The sequence below is a fragment of the Rubrivivax gelatinosus IL144 genome, from assembly GCF_000284255.1.
In the GTDB taxonomy this organism is placed as follows: Bacteria; Pseudomonadota; Gammaproteobacteria; order Burkholderiales; family Burkholderiaceae_C; genus Rubrivivax; species Rubrivivax gelatinosus_A.
Genome location: NC_017075.1, coordinates 2,646,680 through 2,670,905 on the forward strand (window position 1 = coordinate 2,646,680; position 24,226 = coordinate 2,670,905).

Annotated in this window: 21 protein-coding genes; 9 read left to right on the top strand and 12 right to left on the bottom strand. The window is 72.2% G+C overall.

Annotated elements, in window-relative coordinates:
- Positions 1-47: 47 nt before the first annotated feature.
- The 12 genes from RGE_RS12265 to xsc form a co-directional block, all read right to left on the bottom strand.
- On the bottom strand, positions 48-1,037 hold the full coding sequence (locus RGE_RS12265) for a Bug family tripartite tricarboxylate transporter substrate binding protein (RefSeq protein ID WP_043784040.1): 990 nt from the start codon (positions 1,035-1,037) through the stop codon (positions 48-50).
- A gap of 106 nt (positions 1,038-1,143) precedes the next feature.
- Positions 1,144-2,205, bottom strand: coding sequence for an Ldh family oxidoreductase (locus RGE_RS12270; RefSeq protein ID WP_014428723.1), 1,062 nt, complete (start codon positions 2,203-2,205; stop codon positions 1,144-1,146).
- Positions 2,202-3,377 carry a UxaA family hydrolase gene (locus RGE_RS12275; RefSeq protein ID WP_014428724.1) on the bottom strand — a complete coding sequence of 392 codons (1,176 nt, stop codon included), beginning with the start codon at positions 3,375-3,377 and terminating at the stop codon, positions 2,202-2,204. Before RGE_RS12275 ends, RGE_RS12270 begins: the two co-directional genes overlap by 4 nt.
- A gap of 4 nt (positions 3,378-3,381) precedes the next feature.
- Complete coding sequence (locus tag RGE_RS12280; protein WP_014428725.1) at positions 3,382-3,663, bottom strand: UxaA family hydrolase; 282 nt, start codon at positions 3,661-3,663, stop codon at positions 3,382-3,384.
- 129 nt (positions 3,664-3,792) lie between these two features.
- A complete protein-coding gene (locus tag RGE_RS12285; protein ID WP_014428726.1) occupies positions 3,793-6,159 on the bottom strand; it encodes a TonB-dependent receptor in 2,367 nt (788 codons plus the stop codon).
- 16 nt (positions 6,160-6,175) lie between these two features.
- Positions 6,176-7,504, bottom strand: coding sequence for an LLM class flavin-dependent oxidoreductase (locus RGE_RS12290; RefSeq protein ID WP_014428727.1), 1,329 nt, complete (start codon positions 7,502-7,504; stop codon positions 6,176-6,178).
- Positions 7,505-7,668: 164 nt separating this feature from the next.
- Complete coding sequence (locus RGE_RS12295) at positions 7,669-8,925, bottom strand: anaerobic sulfatase maturase (RefSeq protein ID WP_014428728.1); 1,257 nt, start codon at positions 8,923-8,925, stop codon at positions 7,669-7,671.
- The gene (locus RGE_RS12300) at positions 8,922-11,150 is read right to left on the bottom strand and encodes a sulfatase-like hydrolase/transferase (protein WP_014428729.1); all 2,229 of its coding nucleotides are present in this window, start codon (positions 11,148-11,150) and stop codon (positions 8,922-8,924) included. Before RGE_RS12300 ends, RGE_RS12295 begins: the two co-directional genes overlap by 4 nt.
- A 271-nt stretch (positions 11,151-11,421) precedes the next feature.
- Complete coding sequence (locus RGE_RS12305) at positions 11,422-11,844, bottom strand: DUF6691 family protein (RefSeq protein WP_014428730.1); 423 nt, start codon at positions 11,842-11,844, stop codon at positions 11,422-11,424.
- Entirely contained in the window at positions 11,841-12,266 is a 426-nt protein-coding gene (locus RGE_RS12310) for a YeeE/YedE family protein (RefSeq protein WP_232504925.1), read from the bottom strand. Before RGE_RS12310 ends, RGE_RS12305 begins: the two co-directional genes overlap by 4 nt.
- A gap of 25 nt (positions 12,267-12,291) precedes the next feature.
- A complete protein-coding gene (locus RGE_RS12315) occupies positions 12,292-13,542 on the bottom strand; it encodes an OmpP1/FadL family transporter (RefSeq protein ID WP_014428732.1) in 1,251 nt (416 codons plus the stop codon).
- 17 nt (positions 13,543-13,559) lie between these two features.
- Positions 13,560-15,284, bottom strand: a complete 1,725-nt coding sequence (xsc, locus tag RGE_RS12320) for a sulfoacetaldehyde acetyltransferase (RefSeq protein ID WP_043784042.1) — start codon at positions 15,282-15,284, stop codon at positions 13,560-13,562.
- 223 nt (positions 15,285-15,507) lie between these two features.
- On the opposite strand from xsc, the gene RGE_RS12325 reads away from it, so the two are divergent.
- The 9 genes from RGE_RS12325 (at position 15,508) to RGE_RS12365 (ending at position 24,226) form a co-directional block, all read left to right on the top strand.
- Positions 15,508-16,836, top strand: coding sequence for an aminotransferase class III-fold pyridoxal phosphate-dependent enzyme (locus tag RGE_RS12325; RefSeq protein ID WP_014428734.1), 1,329 nt, complete (start codon positions 15,508-15,510; stop codon positions 16,834-16,836).
- Between the two features lie 46 nt (positions 16,837-16,882).
- Positions 16,883-17,860 carry a taurine ABC transporter substrate-binding protein gene (tauA, locus tag RGE_RS12330; RefSeq protein ID WP_014428735.1) on the top strand — a complete coding sequence of 326 codons (978 nt, stop codon included), beginning with the start codon at positions 16,883-16,885 and terminating at the stop codon, positions 17,858-17,860.
- 3 nt (positions 17,861-17,863) lie between these two features.
- On the top strand, positions 17,864-18,646 hold the full coding sequence (gene tauB / locus RGE_RS12335) for a taurine ABC transporter ATP-binding subunit (RefSeq protein WP_014428736.1): 783 nt from the start codon (positions 17,864-17,866) through the stop codon (positions 18,644-18,646).
- An 11-nt stretch (positions 18,647-18,657) separates the two neighbouring features.
- Positions 18,658-19,491, top strand: a complete 834-nt coding sequence (gene tauC, locus RGE_RS12340) for a taurine ABC transporter permease TauC (protein ID WP_043785317.1) — start codon at positions 18,658-18,660, stop codon at positions 19,489-19,491.
- An 8-nt stretch (positions 19,492-19,499) separates the two neighbouring features.
- The gene (locus RGE_RS12345) at positions 19,500-21,170 is read left to right on the top strand and encodes a GMC family oxidoreductase (protein WP_014428738.1); all 1,671 of its coding nucleotides are present in this window, start codon (positions 19,500-19,502) and stop codon (positions 21,168-21,170) included.
- 33 nt (positions 21,171-21,203) lie between these two features.
- Positions 21,204-22,163 carry an aliphatic sulfonate ABC transporter substrate-binding protein gene (locus RGE_RS12350; protein ID WP_014428739.1) on the top strand — a complete coding sequence of 320 codons (960 nt, stop codon included), beginning with the start codon at positions 21,204-21,206 and terminating at the stop codon, positions 22,161-22,163.
- A gap of 109 nt (positions 22,164-22,272) precedes the next feature.
- Positions 22,273-22,491 (top strand): TOBE domain-containing protein, encoded by a 219-nt coding sequence (locus RGE_RS12355; RefSeq protein WP_014428740.1) that lies wholly within the window; start codon positions 22,273-22,275, stop codon positions 22,489-22,491.
- 1 nt (position 22,492) lies between these two features.
- The gene (locus RGE_RS12360) at positions 22,493-23,146 is read left to right on the top strand and encodes an RBBP9/YdeN family alpha/beta hydrolase (protein WP_014428741.1); all 654 of its coding nucleotides are present in this window, start codon (positions 22,493-22,495) and stop codon (positions 23,144-23,146) included.
- A gap of 87 nt (positions 23,147-23,233) precedes the next feature.
- The gene (locus tag RGE_RS12365; RefSeq protein ID WP_014428742.1) at positions 23,234-24,226 is read left to right on the top strand and encodes a sulfonate ABC transporter substrate-binding protein; all 993 of its coding nucleotides are present in this window, start codon (positions 23,234-23,236) and stop codon (positions 24,224-24,226) included.

Here is a 24,226-nt window from a genome sequence, read left to right on the forward strand (position 1 = left end):
TCACTTACGAGTCGCCGCGAACGATGTCGGCAGACGGGATCTGGACCTCAATCTGGCTGAATCCTGGATGCCGAGATGATGCGCGCCCAGCGCTCGATCTCGGCGTTGAGGAAGCTGCCGAATTCGCGCGGCCCGCGCGCGTCGATGCGAAAGCCCTGGGCGCGCGCGCGTTCGGCGACCTCGGGGCTCTGGATGATAGCCACCGCCTCGGCACCGAGCTTGTCGACGATCGCGTCCGGCGTCGAGGCCGGTGCCAGGATGCCGGTCCAGTTCTCCACCTGCAGCTGCGCCAGCCCCAGTTCGGCCGTCGTCGGCACCTCCGGCACCTGCGGGTGACGGTGCGGGCTGGTGATCGCCAGCGCGCGCAGCTTGCCGGCCTTGACGTGGGCGATGCTCTCCGGGAAGTTGGAGAAGATGACGTCGAGCTGGCCGCCGATCAGGTCGGTCAGGCTGGGCGCGCCGCCCTTGTACGGGATGTGCTGCAGCGAGGTCTGCGTCAGGTCCGCGAACAGCTCGGCCGTCAGGTGCGGCGGCGTGCCGTTGCCTGAGGACCCGGTGTTCAGCGGCCGCTGGTGCGCCTGCGCCACCAGGTCCTTGAAGTCCTTGATCGGGCTGGCGGCGGGCACGACGACGAGCATCGGCGAACCTGCGAGCAAGGCCACCGGCCGCAGGTCGCGTTTCAGGTCGAACGGAGCACGCCCCTTGAACAGCGTGGCATTCGCGGCATGCGCCAGCGTGATTGCCAGCAGCGTGTAGCCGTCACCGGGTGACTTGGCCGCCGCGTCGGCGCCGATCTGCGCGCCGCCACCAGGCTTGTTGTCGATGACGACGTTGACGCCCCATCGCGCCCCGAGCTGTTGCCCGACGAGGCGGGCGACGACGTCGGTCAACCCGCCCGGCGGGAAGGGCACGATGTAGCGCAGCGTGGCTCCCGCCTTGGGGTAGCCGTTCACCGGGTTCTGGGCCAGCGCGGTGCTGCCCGCGCCGCCGCCGACCGCGCTCCACAGCGCCCAGCGCATCCAGTCTCGTCGTTGCATTGGCGTTCTCGAATGGAATGAATCGGAGAACGTCGATCGTGTTGTCCAGCCGGATTCGGCGCAACGCGGATGCTTATTCTGGAATTGCGCTTGACCCCGCTGTCTTTTATTTCGTGATGCCAATTCCCGGGTCGTCATGGGCTGATGCGGCCCACGCCGCGAGCAGCGCCTCGTCGACCTCGATGCCCTCGCTCGCCGCACGCCGGCGCAGCGCCTCGCGCCGCGCGCCGGGCAGGCGCACGCCCTCGTCGGCCAGCATCTCGGCGACCAGCACTTCGACACGATCCAGATAAAGCTCCCGCCCGGCCAAGGCGTCGGGATCGATGACCAGGAAGGCCTGTCCCAGCCCCGGCCGGTTGCCCTCGTCGACGAAGAAGCTCGAGGCCTCGAAGCCGAAGTTGGCGCCGATCAGTGCGCTCGCCAGCAGTTCGACGACCAGTGCCAGCATCGCGCCCTTGGTCCCGGTGGACGAGCCGATCGGCAGCATCGAGCCCGCCAGCCCGGCGCGCGCGTCCGTGGTGGGCCGACCCTCGGCGTCGAGTGCCCAGCCCTCCGGGATCGGCCGGCCGGCCTGCGCGGCGACGAGCAGCTTGCCGCGCGCGACTTCGCTCAGGCTCAGGTCGATGATCAGCGGATCGCGCCCGCCGTCCGGCAGCGCGGCCAGGGGACGGCGCGGGAACACCGCCGCCACCGGGTTGGTGCCGAACACCGCGTGCCGGCCGCCGGCCGCCGGCATCGCGGCCGGAGAACTCGTGAAGGCCAGACCCACCATGCCCGCGGCCGCCACCGGCCGCAGGTGGTCGGCGAGCACGCCAGCGTGATGGCTGCGCACGACGCCGGCGAACGCCAGGCCGTGCTCGCGCGCGGCGGCCTCGGCTTCGCGCAGCGCAAGTTCGCAGGCCGGGAAGGCGAGGCCGCCGCCGGCGTCGACGAGGATCGCGCCGCCACGCCGCCGCTGCAGCCGGGCCTTGGCGCTGCCGTCGACGCGGCCGTTGCGAAGATGCGTGGCGTACTGGGCGACACGCGACAAGCCGTGCGAGGCCAGCCCCTGAGCCTCGGCCAGCACCAGGGCGCGCGCGGTGGATTCGGCCATCGCGGCACCGGCCCCGGCCGCGCGCAGCACGGCGGCGACGCGCGCCTGGGCTTCGGCCAGCGACAGCCGCGTCATGCCGATTCGTAGAGCCGCGTCAGCACGAACTCGCGGTGCCCCAGCGCCTCGGCTGCGGTGAGGCGGCCGTTGGCGGTGCGCAGCAGCATCTCCAGCGCGCGGTCGCCGGCAGCGTCCAGCGTCAGCTCGTTCTGCAGCAGCCCGGTCACGTCGACGTCGATATGCTCGCTCATCGTGCGCACCGTGCGCGGGTTGGCGCAGAGCTTGATGACCGGCAGGATCGGGTTGCCGATGACGTTGCCCTGGCCGGTCGGGAAGAAGTGCACGGCGAAGCCCGCGGCCGCGCACAGCGTCACCATCTCGGCCGCGGCCGACGAGGAGTCCATGAACCACAGCCCCGGGTGCGTCGGCACTTCGGCCTTGTCGAGCACGCCGTCGACGGTGCAGCGTTTGCCGATCTTCTGGATGTTGCCCAACGCTTTCTCCTCGATCGTCGTCAGCCCGCCGGCGATGTTGCCCTTGGTCGGCTGGCTCTCGGACAGGTCGCTGGTCTTGTGGCGCTCGATGACCGCCTGGTAGCGGTCGAACATGAAGCGAAAGCGCGCGCGCACCGCGTCGTTGGCGCAGCGCGACTCGACGATGTGCTCGCCGCCGGTCAGCTCGGTGGTCTCGCCGAAGCACAGCGTGCTGCCGATCGTGTGCAGCTTGTCGAAGGCGTTGCCGACGGTCGGGTTGGCGCCGCAGCCGCTCGTCGTGTCGCTCTCGCCGCACTTGGTGCTGACCCAGAGCTCGTGCAGCGCGCAGGACTCGCGCTGCTTCTCGCTGGCCCACTGCAGGTACTCGCGCGCGGCGCGGCTGGCGTTCAGGATCGTCTGGTGGTCGCCGTGCAGCTCGATGCCGAAACCGGTGACCGGCTTGCCGCTGGCGGCGATGCCGTCGACGACGCGGCGTGTCCAGCCGTCCTCGATGCCGATGACGACGACCGCGGCGACGTTCGGGTTGCAGCCGGTGCCGATCAGGGTGCGGAAGTGCAAGTCGAGGTCGGCACCGAACTGCAGCCGGCCGTAGGGATGCGGGATCGCCAGCGTGCCGGGGATCGCGTGCGCCACGGCCTCGGCGGCGGCGTTGGACAGGTCGTCGACGGGCAGGATCAGGACGTGGTTGCGCACGCCGACGCGGCCGTTCTCGCGCCGGTAGCCCAGGAATCGGGTGTTCGAGTCGATCAGGGACATGGGCTCACCAGCGCTTGGTCTTGATGTTGTGCACGTGGGCGTGCTCGCCGGCGCGGATAGTCGCCACCACGCGGCCGATGTCCAGGCCGTACTTCAGCACCGTGTCGCCGGGCTGCAGGTCGACCAGCGCGACCTTGTGGCCGATCGGGATGTCCTGGCGCGCGACGACGCCGGTGCCGCGGTCCTCGTCGAGGATCCAGCCTTCCAGCGCCATGCCGGCCTTGACGCCTTCGACGACCACGACGCCGACGCTGTCGCCCGGGTCGTGCAGAACGAAATGGATCACGCGCTCTTCTCCTGGCCGGCGGTGGGCCGGCAACGCCAAAACGCGAGAGGCTAGTGGCGGCAGGCAGGCGCCGGCCACTGCGCGCGACGCATATCGACATGCGTCGTCCGCAGGGCCGGCCGGCCCCGATCAGAAGAAGTCGTAGCGCAGCGTCGCCCCCAGCGTGCGCGGCTGGCCGGCCGAGGCGAAGTAGGCGTTGTTGCCGACGCTCGTCAGGCCCAGGTAGTGGTGCTTGTCGAAGGCGTTCCTGACCCACAGCGAGAGGTCCCAGCCGCCGCCGTCGGCCGCGGCCAGGCGCCAGCCGGCGGCCAGGTTGACCAGCGCGTACGACGGGATGCGCGAGTACACCGAGTTGTTCAGGTCGCCGTAGGTCGACGAGCGCCAGGCGTAGTGGCCGTTGGCGTAGAACTCGACGCCGTCGGCCACGAAGTGGCGGTACTGGGCGCCGAGATTGGCGGTCCACTTCGGCGCGCCGTTGACCTCGTTGCCGGCGATGCTCTGCGAGCCGCGGCCGTAGCCGCCGTTGTAGACCTCGAACGGCGTCGGCCCGCTGCCGTTGTCGAAGGTGGCGCGGGTGTAGGCGCCGTTGAAGCTCAGCGACAGCGCGCGTGTCAGCTGACCCTTGACGTCGAACTCCACGCCTTTGCTGGTGACGTCGCCGACGTTGGTCAGCACCTGCAGGAAGCCGTTGGTCGGGGCGTAGAACTGCGTCGTCACCGCCTGGTAGTCGCGCACCTTGGTGACGAAGAGGTTGGCGTTGACCTGCAGCCGGTTGTCCAGCAGCGCGCTCTTGAAGCCCAGCTCCAGGTTGTTCGCCTTCTCGGGCTCGACGGTGATCGCGTCGGGGCCGAAGGCCGAGCCCGGCGAGGCGACGCTGTTGACGTTGTAGCCGCCGGACTTCTCGCCGTGCGACAGCGTGGCGTAGACCAGCGAACGCGCCGACAGCTTGCCGCTGGCCGTCAGCAGCGCGGCCAGGCTGTCGTCGCGGCGTTCGAGTTCGCCCGAATCCCAGGCGGCGAAGATCGGCAGCGCGGAGTAGGGCGAGGCGGCTTCGAGGTCGTTCTGGCGCACCCGGCCCTGCTTCTTCTCGGTCGTCGCGCGCAGGCCGCCGGTGAGGTTCAGCCCCGACTCGAAATGCAGCGTGCCCTGGCCGAACAGCGCGAAGCTGTCGGTCGTCGCCTCGCCGCGCCCGCTGAGCGCGTTGTTCGCCGGGTAGCCGCCGCCGGACAGCGTCGCAGCCGCGGCCCCGGTGTCGTAGCGGTTGAGGCTGTAGATGTTCTGGTGGTAGTAGTAGGCGCCGACGACGTAGTCGAAGAAGCGGTCGGCCGGCGAGGCCAGCCGCAGCTCCTGCGAGAACTGCTTCTCGCGCGTCGTGAAGCCGCCGGTGATGCCGGGCAGCGAAGTGCCGTCGATGTCGTTGCGCGGGTCGAAGCGCCAGTTGCGCCAGGCGGTGATCGAGGTCAGCCGGTGCTCGCCGAGCTGCCAGTTGGCTTCGGCCGACAGCGCGTTCTGGATCGCGTCGGCGCGCTGCTCGTCGTTCAGCGCCACCTCGTACTTGTCGGGGTCGGTGACCACCGGGGTGGCGCCCAGGCGCCGCGCCCAGTCGGCGTAGTTCGTGTAGTTGCTCTGGCTGTTGAAGGCGCCGCGGTTGAGCGGCCCGAAGGCGTAAGGCACCAGCGTGCCGGTGCTCGAGCGCTCCTGGTTGTGCTCGGCGATGAGGCGCAGGCTGAAGCCTTCGTCGGGCTTGAGCAGCAGCTGCGTGCGTAGGCCCTTGCGGTTGATCTCGTCCAGCGTTTCGTGGCGCACGACGTTTTCCAGCCAGCCGTCGTCGTGCGTGCCGTAGGCGGCGACACGGAAGGCCACGGTGTCGGCGAGCGGCCCCGAGTAGCTGGCCTTGAGCTGCGTGTAGTGGCGGTTGCCCAGCGAGGCCTCGACCGCGGCCTCGGGCTGGAAGGTCGGCGCGCGCGTCGTGATGTTCAGCACCCCGGCGGTCGTGTTCTTGCCGAACAGCGTGCCTTGCGGGCCGCGCAGCAGGTCGATCTGCTCGACGTCGAGCAGGTCGAATACCGCCTGCCCCGGGCGGCCGAGGAAGACGTTGTCGAGGTAGATGCCGGCGCTGCCTTCCAGGCCTTCGTTGGCGGTGTTGTTGCCGATGCCGCGCACCGAGACGCTGGACTGGCGCGCGTGCAGGAACTGCGCCGTCACGTTGGGCAGCGCTTGCTGCAGGTCCTGCACCTGGTACAGGCGCTGGGCCTCCAGGTCGCGCGCGCTGAGCACGCTGATCGGTGCCGGCACGTCCTGCGCGTCCTCGCTGCGCCGGCGCGCGGTGACGGTGATCGACTCGACGCCGACGGGCTCGTCGGCACGACGGCCGGCGGCAGCCAGGACTTCGTCGCCTGCGGCGGCGCTGACCAGCGTGTCTTCGGCATGGGCCGGCCAGGCCGAGGCGACGAGCAGCGCGCCGGCGGCGAAGGGCAGGGAGCGGGTGCGTTTCATGGCGGTGATGGCGAGGTCAGTGGGAAGACGGCGGCCGCGGCAGCCCCAGGTGTTCGCGCAGGGTGCGGCCGGTGTAGGCGGTGCGGAACAGGCCGCGGCGCTGCAGCTCCGGGATCACCTGGTCGACGAAGTCGCGCAGGCCGTGGGGGAGCGTCGGGGCGAGCACGTTGAAGCCGTCGGCGGCTTCGTTGCGGAACCAGCTCTCCAGCTCGTCGGCGACCTGGGTGGCGGTGCCGACGACGACGCGGTGGCCGCGTGCGCCGGCGGCGCGTTCGTAGACCTGGCGGATCGTCAGCTTCTCGCGGCGCGCCAGGTCGACGAAGAGCTGCACGCGGCTGTGCCAGCCTTCGCCGGCGGAGATCTCGGGGAAGGGCGCGTCCAGCGGGTAACGCGTGAGGTCGGTGTTGCCCAGCAGCGCCGACAGCAGCCCCAGGCCGATCGCCGGGTCGATCAGCGACTGCAGCTGCTCGAACTTCTCGCGGGCCTCGGCCTCGCTGGCGCCGAGCACCGGCAGCACGCCGGGCAGCACCTTCAGCGCGTCGCGCGGGCGCCCGTGGGCCTCCAGCCGATCTTTCAGCCCGCGGTAGAAACGCTGCGCGTCGGCGAGCGTCTGCTGGGCCGTGAAGACGAGCTCGGCGGTGGCGGCGGCGAGTTCCTGCCCGTCGTCCGAGGAGCCCGCCTGGACGAGCACCGGATACCCTTGCGGCGGGCGCGCCGACTGCAGCGCGGCACGCAGCCGGAAAAACTCGCCGCGGTGGTCGAGGAAATTCAGCCGGGCGGCGTCGAAGTAATTCCCGGAATCCTTGTCGAAGAGATACGGATCGTCGCCCAGGCTGTCCCACAGGCCTTTCACGACGTCGACGTATTCGCGCGCCCGGCGGTAACGCTCGGCATGCGGCGTCTGCTGCTCCAGGCCAAAGGCGCGTGCCTCCCAGTCGGTGCCCGAGGTGACGAGGTTCCAGCCCGCGCGCCCGCCGCTCAGGTGGTCCAGCGACGCGAACTTGCGCGCCAGGTGGAAGGGCGCCAGGTAGCTGGTCGACACCGTCGCGACGAGGCCGATGCGTTCGGTGTCGCCGGCCAGCGCCGAGAGCAGCGTCAGCGGCTCGAAGCCATAGGGCAGCGCGCCCTTGGCCAGCACCTCCGGCGGGCCGTCGGGCACGCCCAGCGTGTCGGCGAAGAAGACGGCGTCGAAGAGCCCGCGCTCGGCCAGCCGGGCCTGCTCGCGGATCGCGCCGTAGCGCGTCGCGTCGGCCGGATCGACGTCCGGATGGCGCCACGCGGCGATGTGGTGGCCGACACCCTGGAGAAATGCGCCGAGATGCAATTGGCGGCGTTCGTTAGCCATTCGGGAGCCTTTTTCGTAATTCCCTGCGAAGCGTAAGAAATTGGTTCCCGGGGGCGAACGAAGGAAATACACCGTCCTTATCTGCGGGCGGCATGTCGAAAACGTCGGAAACCCTTCGCCGGACGGCGCTGGCGACGCGCCGTCGGAATTTCAGAGCGCCGCTCTCAGGCGGCGGAGGCCGCCGGCCGCAGAATGGCCACCGGGCCGCGGATCGCGTCCATCACGCGCGCCGCCGGTTCGCCCAGCGCGATCAGCCTGGCCATCGCGTTGAGGTAGGGCGCGGCGTGGCGGAAGTAACGCTTGTAGGCCGGACACAGGTAGTTGAGCCCGGCCTCGCCGTCGGCCGAGGTCACGAAGCGGTTCTTCGGGCACTCGCCGTGGCAGGCGCCCAGCCAGGTGCAGCGCCGGCATTCGGCCGGCAGCGCCGACTTGGCCTGGCCGAAGGCACGCTGGCGCGGCGACTCCGCCAGCGCCGTCACCTCGTCGTCGAGCAGATGGCCCAGCCGGTGCGACGGGTAGACGTAGTGGTCGCAGGAGAACACCGAGCCGTCGTGCTCGACCACCAGCGCGCGGCCGCAGTCGGCCGCGAACAGGCACACCGTCGCCGGCAGGCCCATGAAGGCGGCCAGCGCCCATTCGAAGTTCATCACGTGCACGCGGCCGACGTCGCGCCGCACCCAGCGGTCGAAGACCGTGACCAGGAACTCGCCGTAGCGCTGCGGCTCGACGCTGTCGGGCGTCGTCTCCAGCCGCTCGGGCGTGCGTGTGCCGCCCGGCGGCTGCGCGAAGCTGAGGCCGAGGGCGCGGTCGGCGGCGGCCGGCCGGCGCTCGACGACCGGGTTGAACTGCAGGTGGTCGAAGCCTTCGCCGACGAGGAAGTCGTAGACCGCCGCGGGCTGGCGCGAGACCGCGTCGCTGACCGTGACGAGCACGTTGAACGGAACGCCGTGCTCGCGCAGCCGGGCGATGCCGGCCATCACGCGCGCGAAGCTGCCGCGGCCCTGCTTGTCGACGCGCGCGGCGTCGTGCAGCGCCTCGGGGCCGTCCAGACTGACGCCGAGCTCGAAGCCGGCTTCGGCGAAGAAGGCGCACCAGCCGTCGTCGAGCAGCACACCGTTGGTCTGCAGCGTGTTGCGCACCCGCTTGCCGCCGGCCAGCTCGCGCTGCCAGGCGAGGGCCTGGCGGTAGAAGTCCAGGCCGCGCAGCAGTGGCTCGCCGCCCTGCCAGGTGAACAGCACTTCCGGCCCCGGCGTCGCGCGGATCGTCTGCTCGACGTAGGCGCGCAGCACCTCGGGCGCCATCAGGAAACGCTCGCGCGGCGGGAACAGCCGCTCCTTCTCCAGGTAGAAGCAGTAGCGGCAGTCCAGGTTGCACAGCGGCCCGGCGGGCTTGGCCATCAGGTGCACGGCGGCCCCGCTCATTGCGGATAGCGGATCGTCACCTTGTCCAGCCGGCCGTCGAAGGCGAACGGCGCCGCGTAGTCGGGCGTCACCGGGGTCTGCAGGTCGCGGCCGACGTCGAAGCTCTCGTCGTAGCTGAAGTAGGCCAGCCCGAAGTTCAGCGGCACCGTGCCTTCGCCGATGGCGCGATCGCCCTGGAAGAGCTGGACCCGCGCCTTGTCGCGCGCCAGCGTGCGGAACACCAGCCGCAGCGTCGAGCGGCCGGGGGCCAGCGGCTCGCTGGACACGGTGCTCACGCCGCGGCCGTTGTTCTGCGCGTAGTGCAGGCGCCCGGCCTGGACGTAGAAGCTGCCGCCGCCGAAGCGGCCGCCGTTGGCCAGCAGCACGCCCTGCGCGCCGCGCTCGGGGATCTCGACCTGGGCAGCGATCTCGAAGGCGCCCGAGGCGACGTTGGGCGCGGTGCTCGAGAACAGCGGGTCCAGCCCCGGCAGCAGCTCGATCGTCTTGCGCTGGCCGAAGACGCTGCGGCGCGAGGCGAAGTCGGTGAACAGCGTGTCCTTCAGCGGGTAGACCTGGTACTTGCGTGCCTCGGCGTCGAACAGCGCCTTCAGCTCGGCGAGCTTGTCCGGATGGCGCGCCGCCAGGTCGCGCAGCTCGGTCGGGTCTTCGCGCAGGTCGTACAGCTCCCAGGCGTCCTGCTCGAACGGCGTGCCCGGCGTGTGCAGCGTCGAAGCCTTCCAGCCGTCGGCATAGATCGCACGCGTGCCGTTGATCTCGAAGTACTGCACGTGGTGCGGCGACGGCGCCTTGCGGTCGGTGACGCTGGCGGCCAGGCTCACGCCTTCGAACGGTGCCTGCTCGACGCCGGCGATCGTGCGCGGCGCCGGCAGCCGCGCCAGCTCCAGCGTCGTCGGCAGCAGGTCGATGACGTGGCCGAACTGCTCGCGCACCGTGCCGCGCTCGCGCAGCCCCGGCGCGACGAGGATCAGCGGGTTGCGCGTGCCGCCTTCGGCGTTGGCGTCCTGCTTCCACTGGCGGTACGGCGTGTTCGTCGCCTGCGCCCAGCCCAGCGGGTAGTTCGGCGAGCTGGTCTTCGACCCGATCTCGTCGATGCGCGCCAGCTCGCCGGCGATGCCGCTCGGCGGCGCCAGCAGGTCGCCCAGGCCGTTGAGCGTGCCGAGGTCGGTGCCTTCCTTGCTGGCGCCGTTGTCGCCGACGACGACGGCGAAGATCGTGTTCTCGTACTGCCCGCTGCGCTTGAGGTAGTCGACCAGGCGGCCGATCTCGGCGTCGGTGTACGACAGGAAGCCGGCGTAGGTCTCGAAGTAGCGGGCGTACAGCCGCTGGTGGTCGGCGTCCAGCGTGTCCCAGGCCGGCACACGCGGATGCCGCGGCGGCAGCTTGGCGTTGGCCGGCACCACGCCCAGCTCGCGCTGGCGCGCGAAGGTGCGTTCTCGGTAGGCGTCCCAGCCGGCGTCGAAACGGCCGCGGTAGCGTTGGATCCACTCCGGCGCCACCTGGTGCGGCGCATGCGTGGCCCCGGGCGCGTAGTACAGGAAGAAGGGTTGGTCGGGGCGCAGCGAGCGCGCGTTGGCGACGTAGCGGATGGCGCGGTCGGTCAGCAGTTCGTTGAGGTGGCGGCCGGCCGGGTCGACGTCGGCGACGTGGGTGTCCTCCACCAGCTGCGGCGCCCACTGGTCGGTCTCGCCGTAGAGGAAGCCGAAATAGCGGTCGAAGCCCTTGCCGGTGGGCCAGCCGGTGAACGGGCCGGCGGCGCTGGCTTCGGCGACCGGCGCCAGATGCCATTTGCCGACCGCGATCGTGCTGTAGCCGGCGTTACGCAGCACCTCGGCCACCGTGCCTTTGCTCGGCGGGATGTGGCCGTTGTAGCCGGGCTGCTCGTTGGCGGTCTCGGGGAACAGGCCCAGGCCGACGCTGTGGTGGTTGCGCCCGGTCAGCAGCGCGGCGCGTGTCGGCGAGCTGATCGCCGTGGTGTGGAAGTTGGTGTAGCGCAGGCCTTGCGCGGCCAGCGCCTCGAGGTTGGGCGTGTCGATCAGGCCGCCGAAGGCCGAACTGGCGCCGAAGCCGACGTCGTCGAGCAGGATCCAGACGACGTTGGGCGCGTTGGCCGGGCGTTCGGCGGGTTGCGGCGCGGCCGGAGCCGGCGCGGCGACGGCCGGCGGGACGCTGGCCACCGTGCCCAGGGCGCCGCCGACGAGCGCGGCGGTGTGGAGGATCGTTTTCATGGTCTCGGCGTTCGAATGGAAGCCGCCGTGACGGGCGGCGGGCCGCAGCAGAGGCGGGACGCCTTGCATGGTGGCGACGCACGCGCCGAGACCGAACACATGTTTGGGCGCTTGCAAATGACGGCAGGCGATAAGCCCCTGGTCAACCTGCGGTCTTGCTCCGGCCCCAGGTGGCCGCCGCGTCAGGAGGGCCTCGATGCGCAGCACAACGCAACGCAACGCAGCGCTGCGCATCAGCTCTTGACGATCCTGCGATCCAGGCCCGAAGGGCTCAGCGCGACGGGCGGGCCGCCCAGCGCCGCTGCAGCCCGCCGCCCAGCGCCAGCGCCGGCAGGAACCAGAGCACGTCGTGGTTGCCGCTGGCCAGGCTGGCGATCGCGGGCCCCGGGCAGTAGCCGCTCAGCCCCCAGCCGATGCCGAAGAGCGCGCTGCCGACGAGCAGCGTCTTGTCGATGCCCAGGCGCGGCGAAGCTTCGGCCGGCGGGGGGGCGGCGCCGCGGCGCGCCCAGGCCAGGCCCGGGGCCGCGACGGCCAGCGCGGCGGCCATCACCAGCGCCAGGCTCGGGTCCCAGTCGCCTGCGAAGTCGAGGAAGCCGAGCACCTTGCGCGGGTCGGTCATGCCGGCGACGACCAGCCCGGCGCCGAACACCGCGCCGCAGAACAGGCCGGTGGCGAAACGGCGGGCCGCGCTCATGCCGGCAGGCCGTGACGCAGCCACCAGACGGCGAGCGCGCCGGTGGCCATGAACACCGCTGTCGCCGCCAGCGAACGCTTGGAGCCCCGCGCCAGCCCGCAGACCCCGTGGCCGCTGGTGCAGCCGCGGGCCTGCGCGGTGCCCCAGCCGACGAGCAGCCCGGCGACGACGAGACCCGCGGGCGCCAGCCCCGACGGCGCGGCGGGCAGGGTGCCCGGGCGCAAGGCGGCGACGAGGCCGCCGGCGACGACAAGACCCAGCAGGAAGCCGGGCCGCCACAGCCAGTCGGCGGTGCGTTCGTCGGTGCCGGGGCCGTCGACGCTGCGGTGCAGGATGCCGCTGATGCCGGCGACACGGCCCAGCAGCCGCATCGTCAGCACGACGGCGACGCCGATCAGCGCGCCGCCGGCGAGGGCGGACACGGGAGTGAAGTTCGAGATCACGAAGTCAGAAACGCCAGGTCCAGGAGGCGCCCAGTATGTCCTCGGACAGGCGGACGTCGGCCTCGCCGCCGCCGAAGCCCGCAGGTACGGACTGGCGGCCGCGCACCGTCTTGCCGAAGGCGTGGGCGTAGAAGGCGCTCCATTCGGTGCGCTCGCCGGTGGCCCAGCTGAAGCCGGCCGTCAGGTGGTTCTGCACCACACCCGGGGCGAGCACGTTGAAGAAGGTCTGGCTGGCCGGCACGGCCTGCGTCGCGCGGCTGAAGCCAGCGCGCAGCGTCAGCGCCGGACTCCAGCGCTGCACGATGCCGGCTTTCAGCACCTTGACGTCGCGCCAGCCGAAGCCCGGGCCGCCGTCGCTGCCCAGCGGCCGGCCGGCGGCCAGGCGCTCGATCGGGTTGGCCACCGCACCGACGCCGCTGTATTCGATGACCTGGTAGTCCGCGGCCAGCGTCCAGCCCGGCGCCGGGTCGAAGGCGACGCCCAGGCCCCAGTTGGCCGGGATGTAGAAGCGGCCCTCGTCGGCGAACAGGCCGCGGTACTTGTCGAAGCGGCCGTGGATCCTGGACGACCAGGTCGCGCCCAGGCGCCACTCCGGCGCCGGTTGCCACAGCCAGCCCAGGCGCAGCCCGGCGCCGGTGCTGGTGTCGGTGCCACGCCCGCTGACGTTCGCCGGCGACGACGACGCGGCGGTGAACGGCCCCAGCCCGTCGGCCGAGAAGCGCTGGTAGGCCAGGTTCACGGCGACGCCCAGGGTCTGCGTCGGCGTCGCGCGCCAGGCCAGCGAGGGCGAGACGAAGAGCTGCTCGAGATTCACGCCCGAGCGGCCCGTGACGCCGAAGGCCGAGTACGGGCTGCGGTCGTAGCTGGTGTTCATGCCGCCGTTGCCGTAGACAGCGACCCCGGCACTCCAGCGCTCGTCCAGGCGCTGCACCCAGCCGATCGAGGGGATCGCGAACAGCCTGCGGCCGTCGCCGTCGTAGCGGCCGTCCAGTCCGGCGCCGTTGCCTTCGATCGTCGCACCGCGGCGCGGGCGGAAGAGGTCGAGGCCGACATCCAGCCGGTCGTCCAGCAGCGCGGTGCCTGCGGGGTTGGCGGCGCCGGCCAGCCCGTCCTGGGGCAGCGCGATGCCGACGCCGGCGACGCCTTCGGAGCGCGCGCCGTAGCCGTGCGAGAAATAGCCGTTGGTGGCGTGGGCGGCCAGCGGGAAAGCGGCGGCCAGCAGCGGCAGCAGGGGAGAGAACAGGTGACGGGTCATCGGGTGGTCCGGTGGGTTCAGGCCTTGGCGCTGTGGGCGCGGTACTTCTCCAGCAGCCGGCGCGGGGGCTGGAAGGCGTCGCGGCGGAAGGGCTCGGCCAGCGCCTGCGTCAGCACGAGGTTGATGACCGTCGGCCGGCCCGAGGCCAGCGCGGCACGCAGCGCCGGGCCGATGTCGGCCTCGCGCGTGACCGTCACGCCGTCGGCGCCCATTGCGCGCGCGAGTTCGGCCCAGTCGGGGTTGCGCAGCTCGCTGCCGAGGAAGCGACTGTCGAAGTAGTCGATCTGGTTGCGCTTCTCGGCGCCCCACTGGCCGTTGTTGAAGACCACGGCGACGACGGCGATGTTCTCGCGCACGGCGGTCAGCACCTCGGCCAGGCTCATGCCCCAGGCGCCGTCGCCGACGTAGGCCACGACCGGACGCTGCGGCGCGCCGACCTTGGCGCCCAGCGCTGTCGGGTAGGCGTAGCCGCAGTTGCCGAAGGGCCCGGCGGCGAGGAAGGAGTCGGGCTGCGCGAAGGCCAGGTAGCTGTTGGCGACCGAGCAGACGTTGCCGATGTCGGTGCTGACGATGGCGTCCGGCGGCAGCGCCGCGGCCAGCGCCGCCAGCGCCCGCCGCGGGTCGACGCGCTCGGCCTCGTTCTGCCCGGCGCGCTCGGCGAGCTCGGCCGCCCAGGCGCGGCGCTCCGCCGCGACGAGCGCGATGCGGCCCGCGTCCGCCGTGCGCGGGCCCTGCGTCGCCTGCAGCTTCTCCAGCAGCACCGCGGCCGCCAGCCGGGCGTCGCCCTGCACGGCGACGTCGACCGGCTTGACCAGGCCGAGCACGCGGCCGTCGACGTCGACCTGGATCACCTTGGCGCCGCGCGGCCAGTAGTCGAAGCCGTACTGCGGCAGCGTGCCGAACGGCCCCAGCCGGGTGCCCAGCGCGAGCACGACGTCGGCGCGGTGGATCAGGTTCATCGCCGCGCGCGAGCCCTGGTAGCCCAGCGGCCCGGCGGCCAGCGGGTGCTCGTCGGGGAAGCTGTCGTTGTGCAGGTAGGAGTTGACGACCGGCGCGCCGAGTTGCTCGGCCAGCGCGATCAGCTCGGCACGGCCGCCGGCGGCGTTGACGCCGGCACCGGCGACGATGACCGGGAACTTGGCAGCCGCCAGCAGCTCGGCGGCGCGCGTCAGCGCGGCGAGGTCGCCGGCGCCGCGGCGGATGGGCAGCGGCGTCGGCAGCACGGTCTCGAACTCGCCGTAGAAGTGGTCGCGCGGGATGTTGAGCTGGGTCGGGCCGCGTTCGAGCTGGGCGAGCTGAAACGCGCGGTGCGTCAGCTCGGCGATGCGCGAAGGCGCGTTGACGTGCGCCTGGTACTTGGTGATCTTCGAGAAGATCGGCAGCTGCTCGGTCTCCTGGAAGCCGCCCAGCCCGGAGGTCTTCGACGCCGCCTCGGGCGTGATGACGACCAGCGGCGTGTGGCCCCAGTACGCCGCCGCGACCGCGGTGACGAAGTTGGTGACCCCGGGCCCGTTCTGCGCGATGCACACGCCGGTGCGGCCGGTGACCCGGGCGTAGCCGTCGGCCATGTGCGCGGCGTTCTGCTCGTGCGCGGTCGAGATGAAGCGGATGCCGGCCAGCGGAAACAGGTCGTGGGCGTCCATGTAGGCCGAGCCGACGATGCCGAAGACCTCGGTCACGCCGTGGGCGGCCAGGGTCTCGACGAAGGCCTCGGAAGCGGAGATTCGCACAGGGGTTGGCATGGGGACGATGCGGTTGGAGCTGCGGCGCGGGCCGCGGCGGGCCGCTGATCTTCCCGGCGCGCGGGCGGCTCCGGTTCTGCGTTATGCGAGCAAGCGAATGCGCGCCGCGCCTACGGCGCAAAGCGACTGAAGAGCGTCGTTTCGCGTCGTTGCCGGTGGGGCAGAGCGGGCCGTCCAATGCCGACGGGCACCCCGCCCGACCGCCCCGCTTGCGAGAACCGCCTTGCCGTCCGATCCGACGTCCGCTGCCGTCCTGAGCCCCCATCTCTGGTTGCCGTTCACGCCCAACCGCGACTTCGCGCGCCAGCCGAAGATCCTCGCCGCCGCCAGCGGCGTGCACTACCGCGACACGGCGGGGCGGCCGATCCTCGACGGCTCCTCGGGCCTGTTCTCGGTGGCCGCCGGCCACGGCCGCGAGGAGATCGTGCGCGCCGTCGCGACCCAGCTCGAGCAGCTCGACTTCGCGCCGACCTTCTACCGCGCGCACCCGCCGGGTTTCGAGGCCGCACGCCGCCTCGCGTCCATCCTGCCCGAGGGCCTGGACCGCGTGTTCTTCGTCAACTCGGGCTCCGAGGCGGTGGACAGCGCGATGAAGATCGCGCTGGCCTACCACCGCGCCCGCGGCGAGGCCCGGCGCACGATCTTCGTCTCGCGCGAACGCGCCTATCACGGCGTCAACCTCGGCGGCCTGTCGCTGGCGGGCATCGTCAACAACCGGCGCGCCTTCGCCGGCGCGCTGCCGGGCGTGCCGCTGCTGCGCCACACGCTGCTGCCGGGCCAGCGCTTCGTGCTCGGCGAGCCGGCCGAAGGCGCCGAACTGGCCGACGACCTGCTGCGCATCATCGCCAGCCACGGCGCCGAGAACATCGCCGCCGTCTTCGTCGAGCCGATCGCCGGCTCCACCGGCGTCATCGTGCCGCCGCGCGGCTATCTGCAGCGGCTGCGCGAGATCACGCGTGCGCACGGCATCCTCCTCGTCTTCGACGAGGTCATCACCGGCTTCGGCCGCACCGGCCAGGCCTTCGCCTCGCAGAGCTTCGGCGTCGTGCCCGACCTGCTGACGATGGCCAAGGCGATCACCAACGGCGTCATCCCCGCCGGTGCCGTGGCGGTCGACCGGCGCATCCAGCAGACGATCTTCGACGCCGCGCCCGAGCAGCAGATCGAGTTCTTCCACGGCTACACGACCGGCGGCCATCCGGTGGCCGCCGCGGCGGCGATCGCGACGCTGGCGCTGTACGAGCGCGAGAAGCTGTTCGAGCGCGGCCGGGCGCTGGCGCCGTACTTCCTGGAGCGCCTGGCGACGCTGCGCGAGCTGCCGGTGGTCGCCGACCTGCGCGGCTACGGCCTGCTGGCCGGCGTCGAGTTCGCGCCCGACGGCGCGCCCGGCGCACGCGGCTACCGCTTGCAGCAAACGCTGTTCGACGCCGGGCTGCACCTCAAGACCACCGGCGACACCGCGATCCTGGCGCCGCCCCTGGTCGCCACGCCGGCCCACGTCGACGAGATCGTCTCGATCCTGCGCCGCGTGCTCGCCGCCGAGCGCGTCTGAGGCCGGCGGCCGCTGTTTCCCATCACCACCACCCTGAGGACACCCGATGAAACTCACCCGCCGCGCCCTGGCCACCGCCGCTCTGGCCGCGCTCGCGTGCACGCCCGCCGCCTGGGCCGCCGACACCGTGACGATCGCCTACCAGACCGGCGTCGACCCGTCGAAGGTGGCGCAGGCCGACGGCGCCTACGAGAAGGCCACCGGGGCCAGGATCGACTGGCGCAAGTTCGACGCCGGCGCCGAAGTCATCACCGCGGTCGCGTCGGGTGACGTGCAGATCGGCTACGTCGGCTCCAGCCCGATCGCCGCCGCCGCCAGCCGCGGCGTGCCGGCGCAGACCTTCCTCGTCGCCGCCCAGCTGGGCGCGTCGGAGGCGCTGGTCGTGCGCAACGGCAGCGGCATCACCAAGCCGGCCGACCTGGCGGGCAAGAAGGTCGCGGTGCCTTTCGTGTCCACCGGCCACTACAGCCTGCTGGCTGCGCTCAAGCACTGGAAGATCGACCCGTCCAAGGTCCAGATCCTGAACCTGCGTCCGCCCGAGATCACCGCCGCCTGGCAGCGCGGCGACATCGACGCCACCTACGTCTGGGACCCGGCGCTGGGCAACGCCAAGGCCAGCGGCAAGGTGCTGGCGACCTCGGCCGACCTCGCCAAGTGGGGCGCGCCGACCTTCGACGGCTGGATCGTGCGCAAGGACTTCGCCGAGAAGAACCCCGAGTTCGTCGCCCGCTTCGCGCGCGTGACGCTGGACGCCTACGCCGCCTTCCGCGCCGACCCCAAGGGCTGGATCGCCAAGAGCGAGCACATCGACAAGATCGCCCGCATCACCGGCGCGAAGAAGGAGGACATCCCGGGCCTGCTCGAAGGCAACGTCTTCCCGACCGCCAAGGAGCAGCAGGCGCTGCTCGCGTCGTCGACCGCCAAGGCGCTGGCCGCGACCTCGGCCTTCCTGAAGGAGCAGGGCAAGGTCGACAGCGTGCAGCCCGACTACGCGCCCTTCGTCACCGCCGCCTTCGTCAAGTAAGCCGTGTCGCGGCTCGTCGTCGACCGCGTGACGGTGCGCTATCCCGGCGCATCGCACGCCGCGCTGCAGGACGTCTCGCTGGCCATCGGGCCGGGCGAGCTGGTCGTCGCGCTGGGGCCTTCGGGCTGCGGCAAGACGACGCTGCTGAACCTGATGGCCGGCTTCCTCGCGCCCGACGCGGGGCGGGTGCTGCTCGACGAGGTGCCGGTCACCGGCCCCGGTGCCGAGCGCGGCGTCGTCTTCCAGGACGACGCCTTGCTGCCCTGGCTGGACGTGCTGGACAACGTCGCCTTCGGGCTGCAGCTGCGCGGCGTGCCGGCCGACGAGCGCCGCCGGCGTGTCGCCGAGATCCTGGCGCTGGTGGACCTGCACGGTTTCGAGCGCCACGCGCTGTGGCAGCTGTCGGGCGGCATGCGCCAGCGTGTCGGCCTGGCGCGCGGGCTGGCCGCCGACCCGCGCGTGCTGCTGCTCGACGAGCCCTTCGCCGCACTCGACGCCTTCACGCGCGAGCAGATGCAGGAGCTGCTGCTGCGCGTCTGGAGCCGCACCGACAAGCAGATCTTCCTGATCACCCACGATCTGGAGGAAGCCGTGTTCCTGGCCACCGAGCTGGTGCTGCTGTCGCCGCGCCCGGGCCGCATCGTCGAGCGCCTGGCGCTGGACTTCGGCCGGCGCTACGCCGGCGGCGAGCCGGCGCGCGCGATCAAGTCCGACCCGGAGTTCATCCGCACCCGCGAACATGTGCTGCAGCGTGTGTTCGCCCAGCGCGAGGCGGTCCATCTGTGAGCGCGCCGGAGATGGTCGTCGTCGTGCTGCCGCCGCGCACCGAGGCCGCGCCGCCGGCACGCTCGCGCCGGGCGGCGCTGTCGGTCGGCACGATCAGCGCGATCACGCTCGGCACGCTGCTGGCGCTGTGGTGGGCGGTGACGGCGGCGGGCTGGATCGCGCCGCTGTTCCTGCCGTCGCCGGTGGCCGTGGCGCGCAAGGCCTGGCTGCTGGCGACTCAGGGTTTCATGGACGCCACGCTGTGGCAGCACCTGGGCGCGAGCCTGGGGCGCGTGATGAGCGCGCTGCTGGCGGCCATCGTGCTGGGCGTGCCGGTCGGCGTGGCCACCGGCTTGTCGCGTGTCGCACGCGGCGTGCTGGACCCGCTGATCGAGCTCTATCGCCCGGTGCCGCCGCTGGCCTATCTGCCGCTGATCGTCATCTGGTTCGGCATCGGCGAGCTGTCCAAGGTGCTGCTGATCTTCCTGGCGATCTTCGCGCCGATCGCCATCGCCACCTCGGTCGGCGTGCGCCAGGTCTCCGAGAACCGGCTGCGCGCCGCGCAGTCGCTGGGCGCCACGCGCGTGCAGCTGGTGCGCCATGTCATCCTGCCCAGCGCCTTGCCCGACATCCTGACCGGCATCCGCATCGGCCTGGGCACCGGCTGGTCGACGCTGGTCGCTGCCGAACTGGTGGCCGCCACCAGCGGCCTGGGCTTCATGGTGCAGTCGGCGGCGCAGTTTCTCGTCACCGACGTCGTCGTGCTCGGCATCCTGATCATCGCGGCGATCGCCTTCGCGCTGGAGTTCGCGCTGCGCGCCGCCGAGCGCCGTCTCGCGCCGTGGCGGCGCCAGGCGCGAGGCTGACGCGGCCGATGTCCGTCGAGACCTGGGACTACATCGTCGTCGGCGCCGGCTCGGCCGGCTGCGCGCTGGCCGCGCGGCTGAGCGAGGACCCGGCGGTGCGCGTGCTGCTGCTCGAGGCCGGGCCGCGCGACCGTTCGCCGTGGATCCACCTGCCGATCGGCTACGGCAAGACGATGTGGAGCGAGCGCCTGAACTGGCGCTTCCACACCGAGCCGCAGCGCGAGATGGACGGCCGGCGCCTGTACTGGCCGCGCGGCCGCACGCTGGGCGGCAGCAGCTCGATCAACGGCCTGATCTACATCCGCGGCCAGCGCGAGGACTACGACGGCTGGGCCGCGCTCGGCAACCCCGGCTGGAGCTGGGACGAGGTGCTGCCGTACTTCGTGCGCAGCGAATGCAACGAGCGCGGCGCCAGCGCGCTGCACGGCGACGCCGGGCCGCTGCGCGTCTCGGACATCGGCGCCGCGCATCCGCTGGTGGAGAGCTTCATCGACGGTGCACGCGCGATCGGCCTGCCGCGCAACGACGACTTCAACGGCCCGTCGCAGGAGGGTGCGGGCTACTACCAGCTCACCACCTGGCGCGGCTGGCGCTGGAGCGCGGCGCGCGCCTACCTGCAGCCGGCGCGGCGGCGGCACAACCTGCATGTGCTGACCGGGGCCCAGGCCACCGGCCTGGTGTTCGAGGGCCGGCGTGCGGTCGGCGTGCGCTGGCGGCGCGGCGAGCGCACGCACGAAGCGCGCGCCACGGCCGAGGTGCTGCTGTGCGCCGGCGCCGTGCAGTCGCCGCAGCTGCTGCAGGTCTCCGGCGTCGGCGACCCGGAACATCTGCAGTCGATCGGCGTGCCGCTGCGCCACGCGCTGCCCGGCGTCGGCCGCAACCTGCAGGACCATCTGCAGCTGCGCCTGATCTACGAATGCACGCGGCCGATCACGACCAACGACCAGCTGCGCAGCTGGCGCGGGCGCGCGGCGATCGCGCTGCAGTGGGCGCTGCACCGCAGCGGGCCGCTGGCCGTCGGCATCAACCAGGGCGGGGCCTTCGTGCGTGCGCTGCCCGAGTCGACGCGCCCGGACACCCAGTTCCACGTCGCGACGCTGTCGGCCGACATGGCCGGCGGCAAGGTCCACCCGTTTTCCGGCTTCACGGTCTCGGTGTGCCAGCTGCGGCCGGCCTCGCGCGGCTGGGTGCTGGCGGCCTCGCCCGACGCGCTGCAGGCGCCGCGCATCCAGCCGCGTTACCTCAGCGCCCCCGAGGACCGCCGCGCCGCCGTCGCCGCGCTGCATGCGGCGCGCGCCATCGTCGCGACACCGCCGATGCGTGCGCTGGTGCACCACGAGCACAAGCCCGGCCTGGCGGCGCACGAGGGCGACGACTCGCTGCTGGCCTTCGCGCGGCGCGAGGGCGCGACGATCTTCCACCCGGTCGGCACCTGCCGCATGGGGCCGGACGAGGGTGCCGTCGTCGACGCCGCGCTGCGTGTGCGCGGGCTGCAAGGGCTGCGCGTCGTCGACGCCTCGGTGATGCCGACGCTGGTCTCGGGCAACACGCACGCGGCGGCGGTGATGATCGCCGAGAAGGCCGCCGACCTGATCCGCCACGAGCGCCGCGGCACGGCGGCAGCGGCCGGATATCGGTCGTCGGATTTCGCAGTCGACGCCGCCGGGGCCGCTTCCTAGGCTGGGCGCTTCCTCCACTGCCGCGAACCCGCCATGACCGTTTCCCGCCTCCGCCGCGCGCTGCTGGCCGCCTCGGCCGCCGCCGTCGCGCTGCCCGTGCTCGCCCAGCCCGCCGCCGCACCGGCCGAAGTGCGCATCGGCTTCCAGAAGGGCACCGCGATCCTCGTGCTGGCGCGCAAGCAGCAGCTGATCGAGCAGCGCCTGAAGGCCCTGGGCGTCGGCAGCGTCAAGTGGGTCGAGTTCTCGTTCGGGCCGCCGATGCTCGAGGCGATGGGCGCCGGCGCGGTCGACCTGGGCTCGGTCGGCGACACGCCGCCGATCTTCGCCCAGGCTGGCGGCTCGCCGCTCGTCTACGTCGCCGCGACGCCGTCGTCGCAGCACGCGGTGCTGGTGCCGCCGGGCTCGACGATCCGCACGCTGGCCGATCTGAAGGGCAAGCGTGTCGCCTTCGGCAAGGGGTCGAGCGCACACAACGTCGCCGTCAAGGCGCTGGCGCTGGCCGGCCTGACGCTGAAGGACGTCGAGCCGCTGTACCTGTCGCCGGCCGACGCGACGGCGGCCTTCAACGGCGGCAAGCTCGACGCCTGGGTGGTCTGGGATCCCTACGTCGCGATCGCCGAACGCCACTACGGCGCACGCGCCATCGCCGACACCTCGGACAAGCGCCTGGCCAGCGCCTCGTACTACCTGGCCTCGCGCGACTTCGCGACGCGCTACCCGCAGCTGCTGCAGGCCGTGCTCGACGAGATCGGCAAGCTGACGCAGCGGTCGACACAGCGCCGCGACGAGCTGGCCGCGGTGGCCGCCGAGGCCACCGGCATCGACCGCGCGACCTGGCAGACCGTCTTCGCCCGTGCCGAGGTCAGCTTCGGCCCGGTGACGCCGGCCAACGTGTTGCAGCAGCAGGAGCTGGCCGACAGCTTCTTCGCCCAGGGCGTGATCCCGCGGCGCATCAAGGTCGCCGACGCCGTCTGGACACCGCCGGCGCCTTGAGCGGGTGGCGACATTCGGCCGGCGCATGACCTATCGCGCTTTGATTCGTTTCGCGAGCACCGTGCGCCTTGCACAGTGAAGGCATCGCAGCAGTCAACCGCCTTCCGCCATGAGCGTCCAGTCGATCAACGTGCGCAACCAGTTCCGCGGCCAGGTGCGGGAGATCATCGAAGGCCCGGTGGTCTCGGAGATCGACGTAGAGACGCCGTCCGGCCTCGTCGTCACCTCGGTGATCACGACACGCTCGGTGAAGGAGCTGGGCCTGGCCGTCGGCCAGGAGGTCATCGCCCTGGTCAAGTCGACCGAAGTCGCCATCGCGGTGCCCTGAAATGAGCTGCACGGCCGCCGAACCCCCGATCCGGCTGCTCGTCGTGCCGGGCCTGCACGACAGCGGGCCGGCGCACTGGCAGACCTGGCTGGAATCGCTGCATCGCGATGCGCTGCGTGTGCGCCAGGACGACTGGAGCCGCGGCGAGGTCGAACGCTGGGCGCAGCGGCTGCTGCAGACCCTCGAGGGGCAGCCCCCGGCACGCTGGGCCGTGGCGGCGCACAGCTTCGGCTGCCTGACGCTGGCCCGTGTGGCGCAGTTGCGGCCCGAACTGCCGATCGTCGCGGCGCTGCTGGTGGCGCCCGCGTCGCCCGAGCGCTTCGGCATCGCCGGGCGGCTGCCGCACGAGGCGCTGCCGTTTCGCAGCACGCTGGTCGCGAGCCGCAACGACCCGTGGCTCGGCTTCGCCGAAGCCGAGCGCTGGGCGCTGCGCTGGGGTTCGCGCTTCGTCGACCTTGGCTACGCCGGCCACATCAACGCCGAGTCGGGCTTCGGGCCGCTGCCGCTGGCGCAGCGCTGGCTGTCCGCGGTGCGCCGCCACGCCGTGACGCCGCGAGCGCACGAGGCCGATGCCTGCGTCGCGCCGCGCTGGTGGCGGCTGACCGCGTCGTCACGCTCGGCGCTGGCCGAGGCGCGCCTCGCCCAGGACGCATGACTATCCCGGGGCACGCCCCGGCCACCATGCCCGCCGCGCCATCGGCGCCGGAGTGACGGGCCGACCACCCCACGAACGGAGCGCCGCATGAACCGTCCCCCGTCCTACACCCGCCGCCGCTGGCTCGGCCACGGCAGCGCGCTGCTCGCCGCCGCCACGGCGGGCGCGCCCTGGCGCCCGGCTTTCGCCGAGGGCCGCCCCGAGCAGCTGCGCATCGGCTACCAGAAGTCGGCCAGCCTGTTCGTGCACCAGAAGTCGGTCGGCTCGCTGGAGAAGCGCCTGGCGCCGCTGGGTGTCGCGGTGAAGTGGTTCGAGTTCCCGGCCGGCCCGCAGCTGCTGGAGGGGCTGAACGTCGGCGCGATCGACGTCGGCTACGTCGGCGAGGCGCCGCCGATCTTCGCCCAGGCCGCCGGCGCCAGGTTCGTCTACATCGGCTACGACCCGGCCGCGCCGCAGGCCGAGGCCGTCGTCGTGCCCAAGGACTCGGCGCTGAAGACCGTCGCCGACCTGAAGGGCCGCAAGGTCGCGCTGAACAAGGGCAGCAACGTGCACTACCTGCTCGTCAAGCTGCTGGAGAAACACGGCCTGAGCTATGCCGACGTGCAGCCGGTCTTCCTGCCGCCGGCCGACGCGCGTGCCGCCTTCGAGCGCGGCGCCGTCGACGCCTGGGCGATCTGGGACCCGTTCCTGGCTGCCGTCGAGAAGCAGACCGGCGCGCGCCAGCTGGCCGACGGCCGCGGCGTCGTCAACAACTACCTCTTCTACCTCGCCGAACGCGGCTACGCCGAGCGCTGGCCGCAGGTCGTCAAGGCGCTGTTCGACGACCTCGGCGAGCAGGGCCGCTGGGTCACGGCCAACGTGCGCCAGGCGGCCGAGAAGATCGCGCCGCTGCAGGGCCTGGACGTCGACGTCGTCGAGCGCAGCCTGCGCCGCTACCCGCTGGGCGTGCAGCCGTTGACGCCGGCCATCGCCGCCGAGCAGCAGAAGATCGCCGACGCCTTTCTCGAGCTGAAGCTGCTGCCGCGGCCGGTGCGCATCCTCGACGCGCTGCCGGCGGCCCGCTTAGCGGGCGCCGCCTGA